We start from the raw sequence: 14,380 nt of genomic DNA on the forward strand, positions 1-14,380 counted from the left end.
CAACGAACCAGGACACTGCCGTCTCCAACCAAAAGCGATACGAAACCCGTCATGATCTGTTCTTCCTATGAAAGACATTCTGACCCTGGCGGCAGCACGTTTTTTTCTAATGCGTTGCCTGCCGCCCGCATGCTCGCGTCGACGAATTCTTATACAGATGATTTGAAAATTCCAGACGCGTCACTGCCGCCGAACACGTACGTACACCCCCATTTTTTCGAGCAAAAGCGCGCATCGCGGCGCCTTGCGGCTGCCCGCGTCAAACGCCGTATCGAACACAGGTGAACATGTCCGCAAGCCCCTGAATATGGGCGTCTTCGTCGTATTTCGCGCGTCATGCGGCGGCCTCGGCGCGGCGCGTTCGCGGCGCGCCGGGCGCCGCGAACGCGGTACGTACGGGTCCCCGCGAGCCACGCCGCACTACGTATTCGCGTACGTGGATGCACGTATAGAGATACGTATTGGGGCAGTCCTACACTTGATTCGCACAAGCACACCACCGCCGCACATCACCGTGCATGGGGAGAGGGACATGTTCGATCATTCGGGCGTTTCGATCGTGGGCAGCGGCCATACGCCGTTCGGCAAGTTGGACGCTCTGAATCTTGAGCAACTCATCGTGATGGCGGCCAACGAGGCGATCGAAGACGCCGGCGTGGATCCGGCCGAGATCGACGCGATCTTCCTGGGGCATTTCAACGCGGGGCTGGTGCCCGATGCCTTTCCCGCCTCGCTGGTGCACCAGGCACACCCGGCGCTGCGCTTCAAGCCCGCGACCCGTTGCGAGAACGCCTGCGCCTCGGGCTCGGCCGCGATCCATGCCGGCCTGCGCGCCATCCAGTCGGGCGCGGCCGGCACCGTGCTGGTGATCGGCGTCGAGAAGATGACCTCGCGCACCACGCCGGAAGTGACCGAGGCGCTGGCCTGCGCCGGCTACAAGAACGATCCGCGCGAAAGCGCCATGAGCTTTCCGCAGCAGTTCGCGCGCCTGGCCGAGCAATACGCCGACCGCTACGACGACCCGCTGCCGGTCATGGCCGCCATTGCCGCCAAGAACCACGCCAACGCCCTGCGCAATCCGCTGGCGCAGCTGCGGCGCGAACTGGACGCCGACTTCTGCAACACCATCTCGGAACGCAATCCGATGATCGCGTCGCCGCTGCGCATGACCGACTGCTCGCCCATCAGCGACGGCGCCGCCGCCGTCATCCTGACCTGCGAGCGGCGCGCGCCGCGCTATGCGCGCCAGGTGCGCTTTCGCGCCGCCACCCAGGTCAATGACATGCTGCCGCTGGAGGGCCGCGACCTGCTGGCGTTCGAGGGTCCCCACCGCGCCATGCAACGCGCCTATTCGGATGCCGGCGTGCAGTTGCAGGACCTGGATTTCGCCGAGGTGCACGATTGCTTCACCATCGCCGAACTGCTGATCTACGAGGCCATGGGCCTGGCCGCGCCGGGCGAAGGCCATCGCGTGCTGGCCGAGGGCACGGTGCGGCGCGACGGCGACCTGCCCGTCAACCTGTCCGGCGGGCTCAAGGCCAAGGGCCATCCGGTGGGCGCCACCGGCGTCTCGATGCACGCGTTGGCCTATCGCCAGCTGACCGGACGCGCCGGCCAGATGCAACGGCCCGGCGCCGAACTCGGGCTGGTGTTCAACATGGGTGGCATGGCCGTCGCGAACTACGCGTCGGTGCTCGAAGCCGTGCGGGCCTGACGGCATGAATATCGCCAACTGGTTGCAGGCGGCCGCGCTGGAGCACGGCGCGCGGCCGGCCCTGTTCAACGGCTTGCGGCTGCACGCCACCTATCACGACTTCGCCCGCCGCGCGGCCGCCCTGGCCGCCTGGCTGCGACAGGAACACGGCCTGGCCCCGGGCGACCGCGTGGCGCTGTTCGCGCGCAACCGCGTCGAGTACCTGGAACTGCTGTACGCAGCCTGGTGGCTGGGCGCGGTGGCCGTCCCCATCAACCCCAAGCTGCATCCCAAGGAGGTCGGCTGGATCGCCGCCAACGCCGACGCCAGCGTGATCTTCACCGACCGGCGCGACGACCTGCCGGCCGACTGCCTGCCGGCGGCCTGCCGCCACCTGGAGATCGATGGCGCCGACTACGCCAGGGTCTGCGAGGCGCCCGGCCCCTGGGCCCCGCCCGCGGCGCTGGCCGCCGACGCGCTGGCCTGGCTGTTCTATACCTCCGGCACCACCGGCCGGCCCAAGGGCGTGATGCTGAGCCATCGCAACCTGGTGGCCATGGGCCTGTGCTACGCGGTGGACGTGGAAACCGTGGAGCCTGGCGACGGCATGCTGTACGCCGCGCCCATGTCGCACGGCGCCGGGCTGTACCACGTGCTGTACGTGCGCAAGGCGGCGCGCCACATCGTGCCCGAGTCGCGCGGCTTCGAGCCGGCCGAGATCCTGGCGCTGGCCGAACAGACCGGCCCGCTGTCGTTCTTCGCGGCGCCCACCATGATCAAGCGCCTGGTCGAACAGGCGCGCGCCGGCGGCCGCGACGGCCGCGGCATCAAGACCATCATCTACGGCGGCGCGCCGATGTATCTGGCGGACCTGGAGGAAGCCCTGGCGGTGCTGGGCCAGCGCTTCGTGCAGATCTATGGCCAGGGCGAAAGCCCCATGACCATCACCGCCCTGTCGCGCGACGTCATCGCCGACGCCGCCCATCCCGAGCGCGCGGCGCGGCTGGCCTCGGTCGGCACCGCGCAAAGCTGCATGGAACTGCGCGTGGTCGACGCCGCGCTGCGCGCGGTGCCCCACTGTACCGAGGGCGAAGTGCTGGTGCGCGGCAACGCCGTGATGCAGGGCTACTGGCGCAACGATCCCGCCACCGCCGAAACGCTGGTGGATGGCTGGCTGCGCACCGGCGACATCGGCCGGCTGGACCCTTGCGGCTTCCTGACGCTGACCGACCGCAGCAAGGACGTGATCATCTCGGGCGGCTCCAACATCTACCCGCGCGAGGTCGAGGAAGCGCTGGCGCGCCACCCCGGCGTGCGCGAGGTGGCGGTGGTCGGCGCCCCCAGCGCGCAATGGGGCGAGGAAGTGGTGGCGTTCGTGGTGAAGCGCCCGGGCGCCACCCTGATTCCCGAGGAACTGGACGCCTGGTGCCGCGGCGAGATCGCCTCGTTCAAGAAGCCCAAGCGCTATGTGTTCCATGAAGAGTTGCCCAAGAACAGCTACGGCAAGATTCTCAAGACCGCATTGCGCGAAGCACTGCGCGGTGCCGAATCCACCGGCTAGGGTTGTTGCCAGGCCGTGCCAATGAACCGGCGCATCAGAAGCCGGAATCCCCCAAGGAGGAGAGCATGAGAAGACGCGATTTCATCAAGGCCGCCAGCCTGCTGGCCGGCGCCTCGGCCCCGGCCATCTGGACCGGCCGCGCGGCCGCCGCGGCCAGGCCGGTCACCCTGAAGTTCGACAGCTACATCAGCGAAACCTCGGGCCCGTCGCGGCTGGACGAGTGGTACCTGAAGCAGCTCGAAACCCGCACCAACGGCGCGGTCAAGGTGCGGCGCTACTGGGCCCAATCCCTGAACAAGGTCGGCGAGCACCTGTCCGCCGTGCGCGACGGCACCTCGGAAATGTCGTTGATCTCGCCGGGCTACTACCAGTCGCAATTGCCCGTGACACGCGGGCTGGACTGGTACTACCGCATGCACCGCTCGGACGCGCTGCAATGGCTGTGCCGGGATGTCTACGCCGAATACCAGCCGCTGCGCGACGAATGGGAACGCCGCTACAACAGCAAGGTGCTGTACTGGACCAACTGGTACTACGCGCCGCTGGTGACGCGCCAGCCGATCAATTCGATCGCGGACATCCGCGGCAAGCGCATCCGCGGCTACGGCGCCGCCAACGAGGTCATCGAGCGGCTGGGCGGCACCGCCGTGCCGATGGCCGCGCCCGAGGTCTACACCGCGCTGGAACGCGGCGTGCTGGACGGCGTCTACGGTTTCGACTTCATTACCGCCGTGGCCTACAAGCTGCACGAGATCGCGCCGTACTTCACCGATATCGGCGACGGCCCGCACGGCCCGGCCGCGACCATTATCAACGCCCGCGTGTGGAACAACTTCCCCGATCCGGTCAAGCAGGTCAGCGACCAGATCGTCAGCGAAATCTACGGCGGCGAATACGCCCGCATCTACGAGGCGGCCGCGCGCCAGTACGTCAAGACCGCCAAGGCCGAGGGCACGAAGTTCTCGTCGCTGCCGCAGGCCGAGAAGGACCAGGCGCGCGGCCTGGTGCAGCCGGCCCAGACCGACGGCTGGGTGGATCGGGTGGCCAGGCCCGCCGGGCTGGACGGACTGGCGATGCAGACGCTGGTGAACAACGCCATCGCCAAGTACGACAAGCAGGGCAGCTTGAAACGCTTCGACGAACTGGCCGCCGAGGCCTGAGGGCGGTTTCCTTCCCCCGCGGCCCGGCCAGCGCGCCGGGCCGCCCACCGGCAGAACATCCATGGACTACTCCTCCCGCCTGGGCGCGGTGTTGCGCGCCCTCTCCAACCTGTTCGGCGCCATCGCCACGCTGTTCCTGCTGTTCCTGATGTTCGGCATCACGCTCGATGCCATCGTGCGGGCCCTCTACGGCCATTCCATCCCCGGACTGTTCGAGATGTCCGAACTGAGCCTGGTGGTGATCGTGTTCTTCGGCCTGGGCTGGACGCAGATGGACGATGCCCACATCCGCGTCACGCTGCTGCACAAGAAGGTGCCGCCGCGCGTGGCGCAGTGGATGGACGCGCTGGCCTGGCTGGCCGCCGCCGCGGTGCTGGCCATGCTGGCCTACCCCGCCAGCGGCGAGGCGCTGGAATCGATCGAGATCCGCGAGTTCCGCTGGGGCTACGTCGAAGTGCCGGTCTGGTGGACCAAGGCCATCGTCGCCATCGGCCTGTGGTTCGGCGCGCTGCAGATGCTGGCGCAGGCCGGCTGCAGCCTGTGCCGCGCCGAACCCGCCGCCCGCGCCACGCCGGCGCTGGCCTCGCACTGACCCTTTCCGGGATCCCCTCCATGGACGACGTCACCATAACGCTGATCGCCACCGGCCTGATCTTCGTGTTCCTGCTGCTGGGCGCGCCGGTGTTCGCCGCGCTGGCGCTGGCGGGCATCACCGGCCTGATCCTGGTCGAAGACAGCGCCTTCGTGCTGAACCGGCTCAAATCCTATTCCTACGCGCAGTCGGCCTCGTACCTGCTGACCGTCATTCCGCTGTTCATCCTGATGGGCGCCTTCGCCCATCACGCGGGGGTGGGACGCAAGCTGTTCGACGTGGCGCGCAAATGGGTCGGCCACATGCCGGGCGGGCTGGCCATCGCCAGCGTGCTGACCTGCGCCGGCTTCGCCGCCACCTCGGGCTCCAGCGTGGCCACCGCCGCGACCGTGGGCGCCGTCGCCATTCCCGAGATGAAGCGGGCCGGCTACGACCCGCGCCTGTCGGCCGGCGCGGTGGCGGCCGGCGGCGTCCTGGGGGTGCTGATCCCGCCCAGCGTGCTGCTGATCTTCTACGCGGCGTTGACCGAGGTCTCGGCCGGCAAGATGCTGGTGGCCGGCGTGCTGCCGGGCCTGCTGTCGACGCTGGTGTTCATCCTGGGCATCCGCGTCATCAGCGCCTCGCCGCAGATGGCGGCCACGGTGCTGCCCAAGAGTCCCTGGCGCGAGCGCGTGGCCTCGGTCCGCAACGGCTGGCAGGTGCTGGTGCTGTTCGTGATCGTGCTGGGCGGCATCTACCTGGGTTTCGTCACGGCGACCGAGGCCGCCGCGGTCGGCGCATGCGCCGCGTTCATCATGCTGCTGTGCGCGCGGCAGGCGCGCGGCGAGCTGGGCGCCAAGCTGGTCGAGAGCCTGCGCAACGCCGTCACCACCACCGTGATGATCCTGTTCACCATGCTGGGCGCGGGCATCTTCAGCCTGTTCCTGAGCCTGGTGCAGATCCCGCAGCAGATCGCCGAGGTGATCGTCTCCTCGGACATCCCGCCGCTGCTGGTGGTGGGGCTGATGCTGCTGGCCTACTTCCCGCTCGGCATGTTCCTGGATGCCTTCTCGATGCTGGTGATCACGCTGCCGATCATGTTCCCCACGGTGGTGTCGCTCGGCTTCGACCCGATCTGGTTCGGCATCCTGGCCGTGAAGATGTGCGAAATCGGCCTGATCACGCCGCCGGTCGGGCTGAATGTGTTCGTCATCGCGGGCATCGACCGCCAGACGCCGTTAACGCGCATCTTCCACGGCGCCTGGTGGTTCGTCATCATGGAGGTGGTCACCACGCTGATCCTGTTCTTCTTCCCGGTCATCGTCACGATCCTGCCTGAGATGATGCTCGGAAAATGAAGCGGGACGCGCGGCGCCGGTCAGGCCATGTTGTCGACCAGGATGATCTTGGATACCAGCTCGGCGGTGTTCTTGGCGTCCAGCTTGCGCATGATGCGGGCGCGATGCACCTCTACCGTGCGGTAGGAGATGTCCAGCCGCATGGCGATCTCCTTACAGCTCAGGCCGTTGGCCACGTACGCGGAGATTTCGCGCTCGCGTCGCGTCAGGTTCGCTGTGCGCAGGCAGTTTTCGGCGATGCGCTCGAAGCTCCAGATCATCAGGTCGAAAGGGTCCTCCGGGGTCAGGGTGATGCCGCGCGCGCGCGCCCAGAACACCTCGCGGCTGCGATGCTGCATGAAGCGCTCGTCTTCGTAGTAGCAATTGCTTTCCAGGTGCTTGAGGCAGCGTTGGCCGATCTGGTGAAAATCGGACAGCGAGGGATAAAGCTGCAGAATCGATTTGCCCACCAGTTCCCTGCGCGTATAGCCGAACAGATTCGCGAAGGAGTGATTGCATTCCGAGATCTTGCGCGCGCTGCAGATGACTTGCGGCGCGGGAGATTCCTTGAAGGCGAGCAATGTCAGGTGAAAGTCACTCATATTGTCTCCCCGGATAGCGTGCCGGTTTTGCCGTTGCGCGGCGGAATCCGCCGCGCTTTTATGGCGGCCCGCATCTTGTGCGTGCGGGCTTCGAGGCGCCAGTGTATAAGAAGCATTCGGCACCTGGAATGGGCTTTTTCCTGCGGTTTCAGACGGGTTTTCCCGGCAGTCCGGCCGCCCGGAAAGCCCCGTTCCCACGCGCGTTCTTCCGGTGTTTACCGGCCGGATTTGCCTCGGCGCTCCAACGACGTTTCAATCCTTGCATGCAACCCTTCGCGACTTCCGTTTTCACGCCCCGCGCGCCTGGCGGGCCGCCATGACCCGGGACGGCATCGACGTGCTGCCGGCGCTGCCGCTGACGCCACGGCTGGCGCAGCGGCTGGCATGGATCACGCCGGACGGCCTGCCGCCGGGACAACGCCGGCAGGCGGAGTTCCAGGCGGGCCGCCAACTGGCGGCGCAATTGCTGGCCGCGCTGGGCGCGCCCGCCACGCAGGTCGGCGTGGCCGCGGACCGCTCGCCTCTCTGGCCCGACGGCTACGTCGGTTCGATCAGCCACAGCCGGCGCCTAGTGGGCGTGGCAGTGGCGCGGCGGCGCGACGTGCGCGCGGTCGGGATCGACATCGAGGCGATCGCCGAGGAACCCGCGGTCGAGGCCATCGAATCGGTCTGCATGCGGCCGGAGGAACGCGAGTTCGACGCCGGCGCGCTGACGCGCGCCGAGTTCGCCACGCTGCTGTTCTCGGCCAAGGAAGCGTTCTACAAATGCATGCAGCCGCTCACCCGCGTGGCGTTCGATTTTCCCGACGTCACCCTGACCCGTATCGACCCGGCCGCGCAGTGCCTGGAACTGCGCCTGCTGCGCGCGGCCACGGCGGAATTCGGGCCGGGTCACCTGTTCCAATGCGGCTATCGCAGCGCACAAGGCCACGTCTATACTGCCTTGGAAATTGGTCATTGAAGCCTCTCCCCCTTACGTTGTCCCCCATCGACAAGGAGCGTTCACATGTCTGATCCCATCGTTATCGTGAGTGCCGTGCGCACCCCGCTGGCCGCCTTCCAGGGCGAATTTTCCACACTGTCCGCCAATGAACTGGGCGCCGTCGCCATCGGCGCCGCGCTAGAGCGCGCCGGGCTCAAGCCCGATCAGGTCGACGCGGTGCTGATGGGCAACGTGTTGCAGGCCGGCCAGGGCCAGGCGCCGGCGCGGCAGGCCTCGATCAAGGCGGGCATCCCGTCGTCGGTGGGCGCCATCACGGTGTCCAAGGTATGCGGTTCGGGCATGCAGGCCGCGATGCTGGCGCACGACGGCATCGTCGCCGACACCTACGGCGTGGTGGTGGCCGGCGGCATGGAATCCATGACCAACGCGCCCTACCTGCTGACCAAGGCGCGCGGCGGCTATCGCGCCGGCCACGCCACCATGTACGACCACATGATGCTCGACGGCCTGGAGGACGCCTACCAGGTGGGCCGCGCCATGGGCACGTTCGGCGAGGACTGCGCCGCCAAGTACGGCTTCACCCGCGAGGAGCAGGACACCTTCGCGGTGGAATCGGTGTCGCGCGCGCAGCAGGCCGCGCGTGACGGCGTGCTGAAATGGGAGACTGTGCCGGTCACCATCAAGTCCAAGAAGGGCGACACGGTGATCGAACTGGACGAACGCCCGCAAAAGCTCAACGTCGAGAAGATCCCGACCCTCAAGCCCGCCTTCGCCGCCAACGGCACCATCACCGCCGCGTCCTCGTCCGGCAACGCCGACGGCGCCGCCGCGCTGGTGCTGATGCGCGAATCCACCGCCAGGAAACTCGGCTGCAAGCCGATCGCCCGTATCGTCGGCCACGCCAGCTTCGCGCAGGAACCCGAGTGGTTCACCACCGCGCCCGTGGGCGCGATCAGGAAGCTCTATGACAAGACCGGCTGGAAGACCGCCGACGTCGACCTGTTCGAGATCAACGAGGCCTTCGCCGCGGTCACCATGGCGGCCATGAAGGAACACGACATCCCGCGCGACAAGGTCAACATCCACGGCGGCGCCTGCGCGGTCGGCCACCCCATCGGCGCCTCGGGCGCGCGCATCATGGTGTCGCTGCTGGGCGCCCTGAAGGCCACGCAGGGCAAGCGCGGCGTGGCCACGCTGTGCATCGGCGGCGGCGAAGCCACGGCGATCGCGCTGGAAATGGTCTAAAAAAGGGTCACGCCCCCGTTTTAAGACGTCACTGAATTGCGCGTAAACGTTTCCGCGGCGCCTCCGGGCGCCGCGCTGCTGTGCGCGGCCCGCCCCGTCGTGGCCTGCCGACACAGGAAAACACATTGCGAAACTTGAAGCCTCCCCGGGTGCATTGCCATCATGGTCGGACATTCATCCGGAACAAGGAGGTTTCATGCCGCATTCCAAAACCGCAATCCTGTCGGCCATCATGTTGACGGCCGCGCTGTCCGGTGCCCCCGTCCTGGCGCAGAGCGCCCCGCCCGCCAGCCAGACGCCCATGGCGCCGGCGGCGGTGCAGCCCACCGACCAGCAACTGCAGCGCTTCGCGTCCGCGTCGCAGAAGGTGTCGGGCGTGGTGGACGAATACCGTCCCAAGGTCGATGCCGCCAAGACCGACGCGGAAAAGCAGAAAGTGATCCAGGAAGCCGATGCCAAGATGGTCAAGCTGGTGCAGGCCGACGGCCTGTCCGTGCAGGAGTTCAACGGCATTGGCCAGGCCGTGCAGCAGAACCCGCAGCTCAAGGAACGGCTGATGAAGATGGGCAAGGCCGGCGCGACGGTACAGTAGGCCCCGCGCGCGGCGGCCCGCCCGGCCGGGAGGTCGCCGCGCCAGCCGCGCCGCCGTTGGAGGTATCCTAGGCACCTGTCCACAGGCCCAGGGCCTACCCCTCCAAAGGAGCGCGGCATCTTGACCCCCGATCTCACCCTGTACGACCTGGCCGGCGCCGATCCGACGCTGCGCTTCAGCCCGCATTGCTGGAAAACGCACATGGCGCTGGCCCACAAGGGCCTGGCCGCCCGCACCGTGCCGTGGCGCTTCACCGACAAGGAAGCGATCGAATTCTCGGGCCAGAAGCTGGTGCCGGTGCTGGTGCACGGCGACCACGTGATCAGCGATTCGTGGCAGATCGCCTGCTACCTGGAAGACACGTTCCCCGAACGCCCCTCGCTGTTCGGCGGCGATACCGGCCGGGCGCTCAGCCTGTTCGCCAACAGCTGGGCCGACACCACCCTGGTGCCGACGCTGGCGCGGTTGCTGCTGCCGGAGATCCACGCCCTGATCGACGCCAAGGACAAGGACTACTTCCGCCACACCCGCGAAAAGCGCTTCGGCCCGCTCGAAGACCTGCCCGCGCTGCGGGAAGAACAACTGGCGGCCCTGCGCGCCTCCCTGCTGCCATTGCGCCAGATGCTCGCACGGCAGCCGTACCTGGCCGGCCAGCAGCCGGCCTATGCGGATTACGCGGTGTTCGGATTCTTCATGTGGGCGCGCTGCACCAGCGCGCTGGAACTGCTGGCGGCCGACGATCCGGTGGCCGCGTGGCGCGAGCGGCTGCTCGATGCCCATGGCGGGCTGGCGCGCCAGGCGCCCGTGGCGGCGGCGTAGCCGGGGCGGCGCTGGCGCCCGGCGCACACGCGGGCGTCACGCGCGGGCCGCCTCCCTGCTCCGGCGGGCGGCCGACGGACAGGCTCAGGTCTTCAGGCGATAGCCGGTCTTGAAGATCCAGCGCACCACCACCAGGCAGACGGCCAGGAACACCAGCGTCATGGCGACGCTGACCGTGACGTTGACGTCGGCCACGCCATAGAACGCCCAGCGAAAGCCGCTGACCAGGTACACCACCGGGTTGAACAGCGTCACGCCCTGCCAGAACGGCGGCAGCATCTTGATGGAATAGAAGGTGCCGCCCAGGAAGGTCAGCGGCGTGATGATCATCAGCGGGATGATCTGCAGCTTCTCGAAGCCGTCGGCCCACACGCCGATGATGAAGCCGAACAGGCTGAAGGTGATGGCCGTGAGCAGCAGGAAGCCCAGCATCCAGAATGGATGCGCGATCTCGAACGGCACGAACAGGCGCGCCGTGGCCAGCATGATCAGCCCCAGGATGATGGACTTGCTGGCCGCCGCCCCGACGTAGCCGGCGACGATCTCCAGGTACGAGATGGGCGCCGAGTGGATCTCGTAGATGGTGCCCGAGAAGCGCGGCATGTAGATGCCGAACGAAGCATTGGCCACGCTCTGGGTCAAGAGCGACAGCATGATCAGGCCCGGCACGATGAAGGCGCCGTAGCTGACGCCGTCGATCTGCACCATGTGCGAACCGATGGCCGAGCCGAACACCACGAAGTACAGCGAGGTGGAGATGACCGGCGACAGCACGCTCTGCATCAGCGTGCGCCAGGCGCGGGCCATTTCGAAGCGATAGATGGCGCGGATTGCGTAGAAATTCATGATTGTCCGTGCACCAGGCTGACGAAAATCTCTTCGAGCGAGCTTTCCGAGGAGTTGAGGTCGGTGAATTCGATGTCCAGTTCGGTCAGGCGCCGCAGCAGGCTGGAGATCTGGCCGCCGCCCTGGTTGTCGTAGGTGTAGACCAGTTGGCGGCCATCGGCCGACAGTTCCAGGTGGAATGGTTCGAGCGCGGTCGGGATGCCCGGCAGCGGCGCCTTCAGCGTCAGCGTCAGGCGGCGCTTGCCCAGCTTGGTCATGAGCGCGTTCTTTTCCTCGACCAGGATGATCTCGCCCTTGCGGATCACGCCGACGCGGTCGGCCATTTCCTGGGCTTCCTCGATGTAGTGGGTGGTCAGGATGATGGTGACGCCGTTCTCGCGCAGGCGCCGCACCATGTCCCACATGCCGCGCCGCAATTCGACGTCGACACCGGCGGTGGGTTCGTCCAGGAACAGGATCTTGGGTTCGTGCGACAGCGCCTTGGCGATCATCACGCGCCGCTTCATGCCGCCGGACAGGGCCATGATGCGGCTGTCCTTCTTGTCCCACAGCGACAGATCGCGCAGCACCTTCTCGATGTATTCCGGGTTGGCCGGCTTGCCGAACAGGCCGCGGCTGAAGGTGACGGTGTTCCAGACGCTTTCGAAGGCGTCGGTGGAGATTTCCTGCGGCACCAGGCCGATGGCGCTGCGGGCGGCGCGGTAGTCCGTCAAAATATCGTGGCCGTCGGCCAGCACCCGGCCCTCGGTCGGGTTGACGATGCCGCAGATGATGCTGATGAGCGTGGTCTTGCCGGCGCCGTTGGGGCCGAGCAAGGCGAAGATCTCGCCGCGTTGGATTTCCAGGTCGACGCTTTTGAGCGCCTGGAATCCGGAGGCGTATCGCTTGGATAGGCCCTGAACTGAAATGACCGGCTGCACGCTTGCTCCCAGCTTGGTGTGGACAACCGGCAATTTTACCCTCCGCGCGCAGGCCGCTTGTTCGGGCTGGTGGAACGCTGTGTTTGGAAAACGCAATAAATGTTCCGGGCTGCCGTACACTGCCCGGGCAGGCAAAAACAGGGCGGCGCACGCCCAACACAGGGGAACCGGGCCGTCCAGGCCGGTCAATGGCATGTTCGCGGATCTGAAACACCTGTCACACCACGCGGCCTGGCGCCGCCAGCTGGAAATGCTGCTGGAATCGGCTGGCGAGGGCATCTACGGCATCGACCTGCGCGGCCGCTGCATCTTCATCAACGGCGCCGGCGCGGCCATGCTGGGCTACACCCCCGACGAGGTGGTGGGCCGCAACATGCATTATCTGATCCACCACTCGCACGCCGACCGCAGCCTGATGCCGGTGCACGATTGCCGCATCTTCAAGGCCTTCCGCGACGGCCGCGGCGAACGGGTCGACGACGAGGTGCTGTGGCGCCGCGACGGCTCCTGCTTCGACGCCCAGTACGCCTCGTACCCGATCCGCAACGACCAGGAGGTGGTGGGCGCGGTGGTGACGTTTTCGGACATCAGCGCGCGCAAGCGCATCGAGCGCGAGCTGCAAGGCACCCGGGCGCAGCTGGAAGCGCGGGTGCAGGTGCGCACCGCCGAACTCAGCGCCGCCCATGAATCGCTGCGGCGGCTGGCCTCGCACCTGAGCACGCTGCGCGAGCAGGAACGCGCCCACATCGCCCGCAATATCCACGACGACCTGGGCGCCTCGTTCACCGCGCTGCAGCTGGACCTGAACTGGCTGCGCCGGCAACTGGCGGGCGAGCCGCCCCTGCAGGCCCACCTGGACCGCATGCTGGAGGTGACGCAGACGGCCATGGACGCCACCCGCCGCATCCTCAACGACCTGCGGCCGGTGGTGCTGGACCACCTGGGCCTGTGGGCGGCGCTGGAAACGCTGCTGCAGGACCTGCAGGCGCGCAGCGGGCTGCGCTGCCGCTACCTGTGCCCGCCCGACACAGAAAGCCGCCGCCTGGCGCCCGAGGCGGAAATCGCCGTCTACCGCATCGTGCAGGAACTGCTGACCAACGTGCAGCGCCACGCGCGGGCCCGCAGCGTCAGCGTCAGCGCGGTCTGGGGCGAGGATGGCCTGCTGCTGGAAGTGGAAGACGACGGCGTGGGCATGCGGTTGCCCGAGACGCGCCAGACCTTCGGCATCCTGGGCATGCGCGAACGGGCCCGCGCCATCGGCGGCGACCTGGAGCTGGACAGCGCGCCCGGCGCCGGCCTGTGCGCCCGCCTGCGCCTGAACCCGCAAGCGGCCTGAGGAGACGACGCCATGCCCCTGAACCTGCTGATCGTCGACGACCACCTCATCATCCGCCGCGGCCTGGCCCGCATCCTGCAGGAAGACCCGCGCGTGGGCCTGGTGCGGGAGGCCGCCGACGCCCCCGCCGCCCTGCGCGCGCTGCGCCAGGAGCCCTTCGACGCGATGGTGCTGGACGTGGCGCTGGGCGAGCGCGACGGCCTGGACGTGCTCAAGACCGTGCGCGCCGACCATCCGGCGCTGGGCGTGGTGATGCTGTCGGTCTATCCGGAATCGCAGTTCGCGGTGCGGGCCCTGCGCGCCGGCGCCCATGCCTACCTGAACAAGGGCTGCGATCCGGACGAGCTGCTGGCGGCGCTGGTCAACGCCGCCGCCGGCCGGATGTACGTCACGCCGGCCGTTGCCGAACTGCTGGCGCACACCGTGCGCCAGGACAGTACCCGGCCGCCGCACGAGCTGCTGTCCAACCGCGAATTCCAGGTGCTGCAGCTGCTGGCGGCCGGCAAATCGGTGTCGGCCATCGGCGAGCAGCTGGCGCTGTCGGTGAACACCATTTCCACTTACCGCGCCCGCATCTTCGAAAAGCTGGGCGTGCGCACGCTGGTCGAGCTGGTGGACTACGCCCGCGCGCACCAGCTGGGTGCGCGCTGAGCGCCACGCGCACCGGCCCGGCGCGCCCGCGCACCGTGTAGTGCGCCCCCTACACGGATATCGTCGAACCGGCGATACCGGGCGCCGGCGGCGCGCCCCAAGAT

General features: G+C 67.7%; 15 protein-coding genes. 12 read left to right on the forward strand and 3 right to left on the reverse strand.

From position 1 onward, the window contains the following. Positions 1-51: 51 nt before the first annotated feature. The 6 genes from HV742_RS27515 (at position 52) to HV742_RS27540 (ending at position 6,343) form a co-directional block, all read left to right on the forward strand. Positions 52-285 carry a hypothetical protein gene (locus HV742_RS27515; RefSeq protein ID WP_139122201.1) on the forward strand — a complete coding sequence of 78 codons (234 nt, stop codon included), beginning with the start codon at positions 52-54 and terminating at the stop codon, positions 283-285. A 247-nt stretch (positions 286-532) separates the two neighbouring features. Next, complete coding sequence (locus HV742_RS27520; protein WP_054417426.1) at positions 533-1,714, forward strand: acetyl-CoA acetyltransferase; 1,182 nt, start codon at positions 533-535, stop codon at positions 1,712-1,714. Between the two features lie 4 nt (positions 1,715-1,718). Further along, complete coding sequence (locus tag HV742_RS27525; RefSeq protein ID WP_059271653.1) at positions 1,719-3,254, forward strand: class I adenylate-forming enzyme family protein; 1,536 nt, start codon at positions 1,719-1,721, stop codon at positions 3,252-3,254. 65 nt (positions 3,255-3,319) lie between these two features. Beyond that, positions 3,320-4,414: a TRAP transporter substrate-binding protein gene (locus HV742_RS27530; RefSeq protein WP_054417424.1), complete on the forward strand. Its 1,095-nt coding sequence runs from the start codon at positions 3,320-3,322 to the stop codon at positions 4,412-4,414. A 61-nt stretch (positions 4,415-4,475) separates the two neighbouring features. After that, positions 4,476-5,006 carry a TRAP transporter small permease subunit gene (locus tag HV742_RS27535; protein WP_175146886.1) on the forward strand — a complete coding sequence of 177 codons (531 nt, stop codon included), beginning with the start codon at positions 4,476-4,478 and terminating at the stop codon, positions 5,004-5,006. A gap of 20 nt (positions 5,007-5,026) precedes the next feature. Then, positions 5,027-6,343, forward strand: coding sequence for a TRAP transporter large permease (locus tag HV742_RS27540; RefSeq protein WP_054417422.1), 1,317 nt, complete (start codon positions 5,027-5,029; stop codon positions 6,341-6,343). Between the two features lie 20 nt (positions 6,344-6,363). On the opposite strand, the gene HV742_RS27545 is transcribed toward HV742_RS27540, so the two are convergent. Further along, positions 6,364-6,924 carry a LuxR family transcriptional regulator gene (locus HV742_RS27545; protein ID WP_006386116.1) on the reverse strand — a complete coding sequence of 187 codons (561 nt, stop codon included), beginning with the start codon at positions 6,922-6,924 and terminating at the stop codon, positions 6,364-6,366. Positions 6,925-7,240: 316 nt separating this feature from the next. Between HV742_RS27545 and HV742_RS27550 the strand changes: the two genes are divergently transcribed. The 4 genes from HV742_RS27550 (at position 7,241) to HV742_RS27565 (ending at position 10,523) form a co-directional block, all read left to right on the forward strand. After that, positions 7,241-7,885 (forward strand): 4'-phosphopantetheinyl transferase family protein, encoded by a 645-nt coding sequence (locus HV742_RS27550; protein WP_175146887.1) that lies wholly within the window; start codon positions 7,241-7,243, stop codon positions 7,883-7,885. Between the two features lie 45 nt (positions 7,886-7,930). Further along, on the forward strand, positions 7,931-9,112 hold the full coding sequence (locus HV742_RS27555; protein ID WP_054417420.1) for an acetyl-CoA C-acyltransferase: 1,182 nt from the start codon (positions 7,931-7,933) through the stop codon (positions 9,110-9,112). Between the two features lie 196 nt (positions 9,113-9,308). After that, complete coding sequence (locus HV742_RS27560; RefSeq protein WP_175146888.1) at positions 9,309-9,704, forward strand: DUF4168 domain-containing protein; 396 nt, start codon at positions 9,309-9,311, stop codon at positions 9,702-9,704. Positions 9,705-9,824: 120 nt separating this feature from the next. Continuing rightward, a complete protein-coding gene (locus tag HV742_RS27565; RefSeq protein ID WP_169536421.1) occupies positions 9,825-10,523 on the forward strand; it encodes a glutathione S-transferase family protein in 699 nt (232 codons plus the stop codon). Positions 10,524-10,607: 84 nt separating this feature from the next. On the opposite strand, the gene HV742_RS27570 is transcribed toward HV742_RS27565, so the two are convergent. Together HV742_RS27570 and HV742_RS27575 are read right to left on the reverse strand one after the other, a co-directional pair. Continuing rightward, positions 10,608-11,369, reverse strand: coding sequence for an ABC transporter permease (locus tag HV742_RS27570; protein WP_063570272.1), 762 nt, complete (start codon positions 11,367-11,369; stop codon positions 10,608-10,610). Continuing rightward, the gene (locus HV742_RS27575) at positions 11,366-12,289 is read right to left on the reverse strand and encodes an ABC transporter ATP-binding protein (RefSeq protein ID WP_068980294.1); all 924 of its coding nucleotides are present in this window, start codon (positions 12,287-12,289) and stop codon (positions 11,366-11,368) included. The genes HV742_RS27570 and HV742_RS27575 overlap by 4 nt, the downstream gene beginning before the upstream one ends. Positions 12,290-12,482: 193 nt before the next feature. Between HV742_RS27575 and HV742_RS27580 the strand changes: the two genes are divergently transcribed. Then, complete coding sequence (locus HV742_RS27580; RefSeq protein ID WP_054502926.1) at positions 12,483-13,625, forward strand: sensor histidine kinase; 1,143 nt, start codon at positions 12,483-12,485, stop codon at positions 13,623-13,625. A gap of 12 nt (positions 13,626-13,637) precedes the next feature. Next, positions 13,638-14,276, forward strand: coding sequence for a response regulator (locus tag HV742_RS27585; RefSeq protein ID WP_054417414.1), 639 nt, complete (start codon positions 13,638-13,640; stop codon positions 14,274-14,276). Positions 14,277-14,380 lie beyond the last annotated feature (104 nt).

The organism is Achromobacter ruhlandii, assembly GCF_902859695.1.
In the GTDB taxonomy this organism is placed as follows: domain Bacteria; phylum Pseudomonadota; class Gammaproteobacteria; order Burkholderiales; family Burkholderiaceae_B; genus Achromobacter; species Achromobacter ruhlandii.

Bases quoted from the DNA above. Each gene is read 5' to 3' on its own strand.
- HV742_RS27515 (WP_139122201.1), top strand. From the start codon at position 52: ATGATCTGTTCTTCCTATGAAAGACATTCTGACCCTGGCGGCAGCACG.
- HV742_RS27520 (WP_054417426.1), top strand. From the start codon at position 533: ATGTTCGATCATTCGGGCGTTTCGATCGTGGGCAGCGGCCATACGCCG.
- HV742_RS27525 (WP_059271653.1), top strand. From the start codon at position 1,719: ATGAATATCGCCAACTGGTTGCAGGCGGCCGCGCTGGAGCACGGCGCG.
- HV742_RS27530 (WP_054417424.1), top strand. From the start codon at position 3,320: ATGAGAAGACGCGATTTCATCAAGGCCGCCAGCCTGCTGGCCGGCGCC.
- HV742_RS27535 (WP_175146886.1), top strand. From the start codon at position 4,476: ATGGACTACTCCTCCCGCCTGGGCGCGGTGTTGCGCGCCCTCTCCAAC.
- HV742_RS27540 (WP_054417422.1), top strand. From the start codon at position 5,027: ATGGACGACGTCACCATAACGCTGATCGCCACCGGCCTGATCTTCGTG.
- HV742_RS27545 (WP_006386116.1), bottom strand. From the start codon at position 6,924: ATGAGTGACTTTCACCTGACATTGCTCGCCTTCAAGGAATCTCCCGCG.
- HV742_RS27550 (WP_175146887.1), top strand. From the start codon at position 7,241: ATGACCCGGGACGGCATCGACGTGCTGCCGGCGCTGCCGCTGACGCCA.
- HV742_RS27555 (WP_054417420.1), top strand. From the start codon at position 7,931: ATGTCTGATCCCATCGTTATCGTGAGTGCCGTGCGCACCCCGCTGGCC.
- HV742_RS27560 (WP_175146888.1), top strand. From the start codon at position 9,309: ATGCCGCATTCCAAAACCGCAATCCTGTCGGCCATCATGTTGACGGCC.
- HV742_RS27570 (WP_063570272.1), bottom strand. From the start codon at position 11,369: ATGAATTTCTACGCAATCCGCGCCATCTATCGCTTCGAAATGGCCCGC.
- HV742_RS27580 (WP_054502926.1), top strand. From the start codon at position 12,483: ATGTTCGCGGATCTGAAACACCTGTCACACCACGCGGCCTGGCGCCGC.
- HV742_RS27585 (WP_054417414.1), top strand. From the start codon at position 13,638: ATGCCCCTGAACCTGCTGATCGTCGACGACCACCTCATCATCCGCCGC.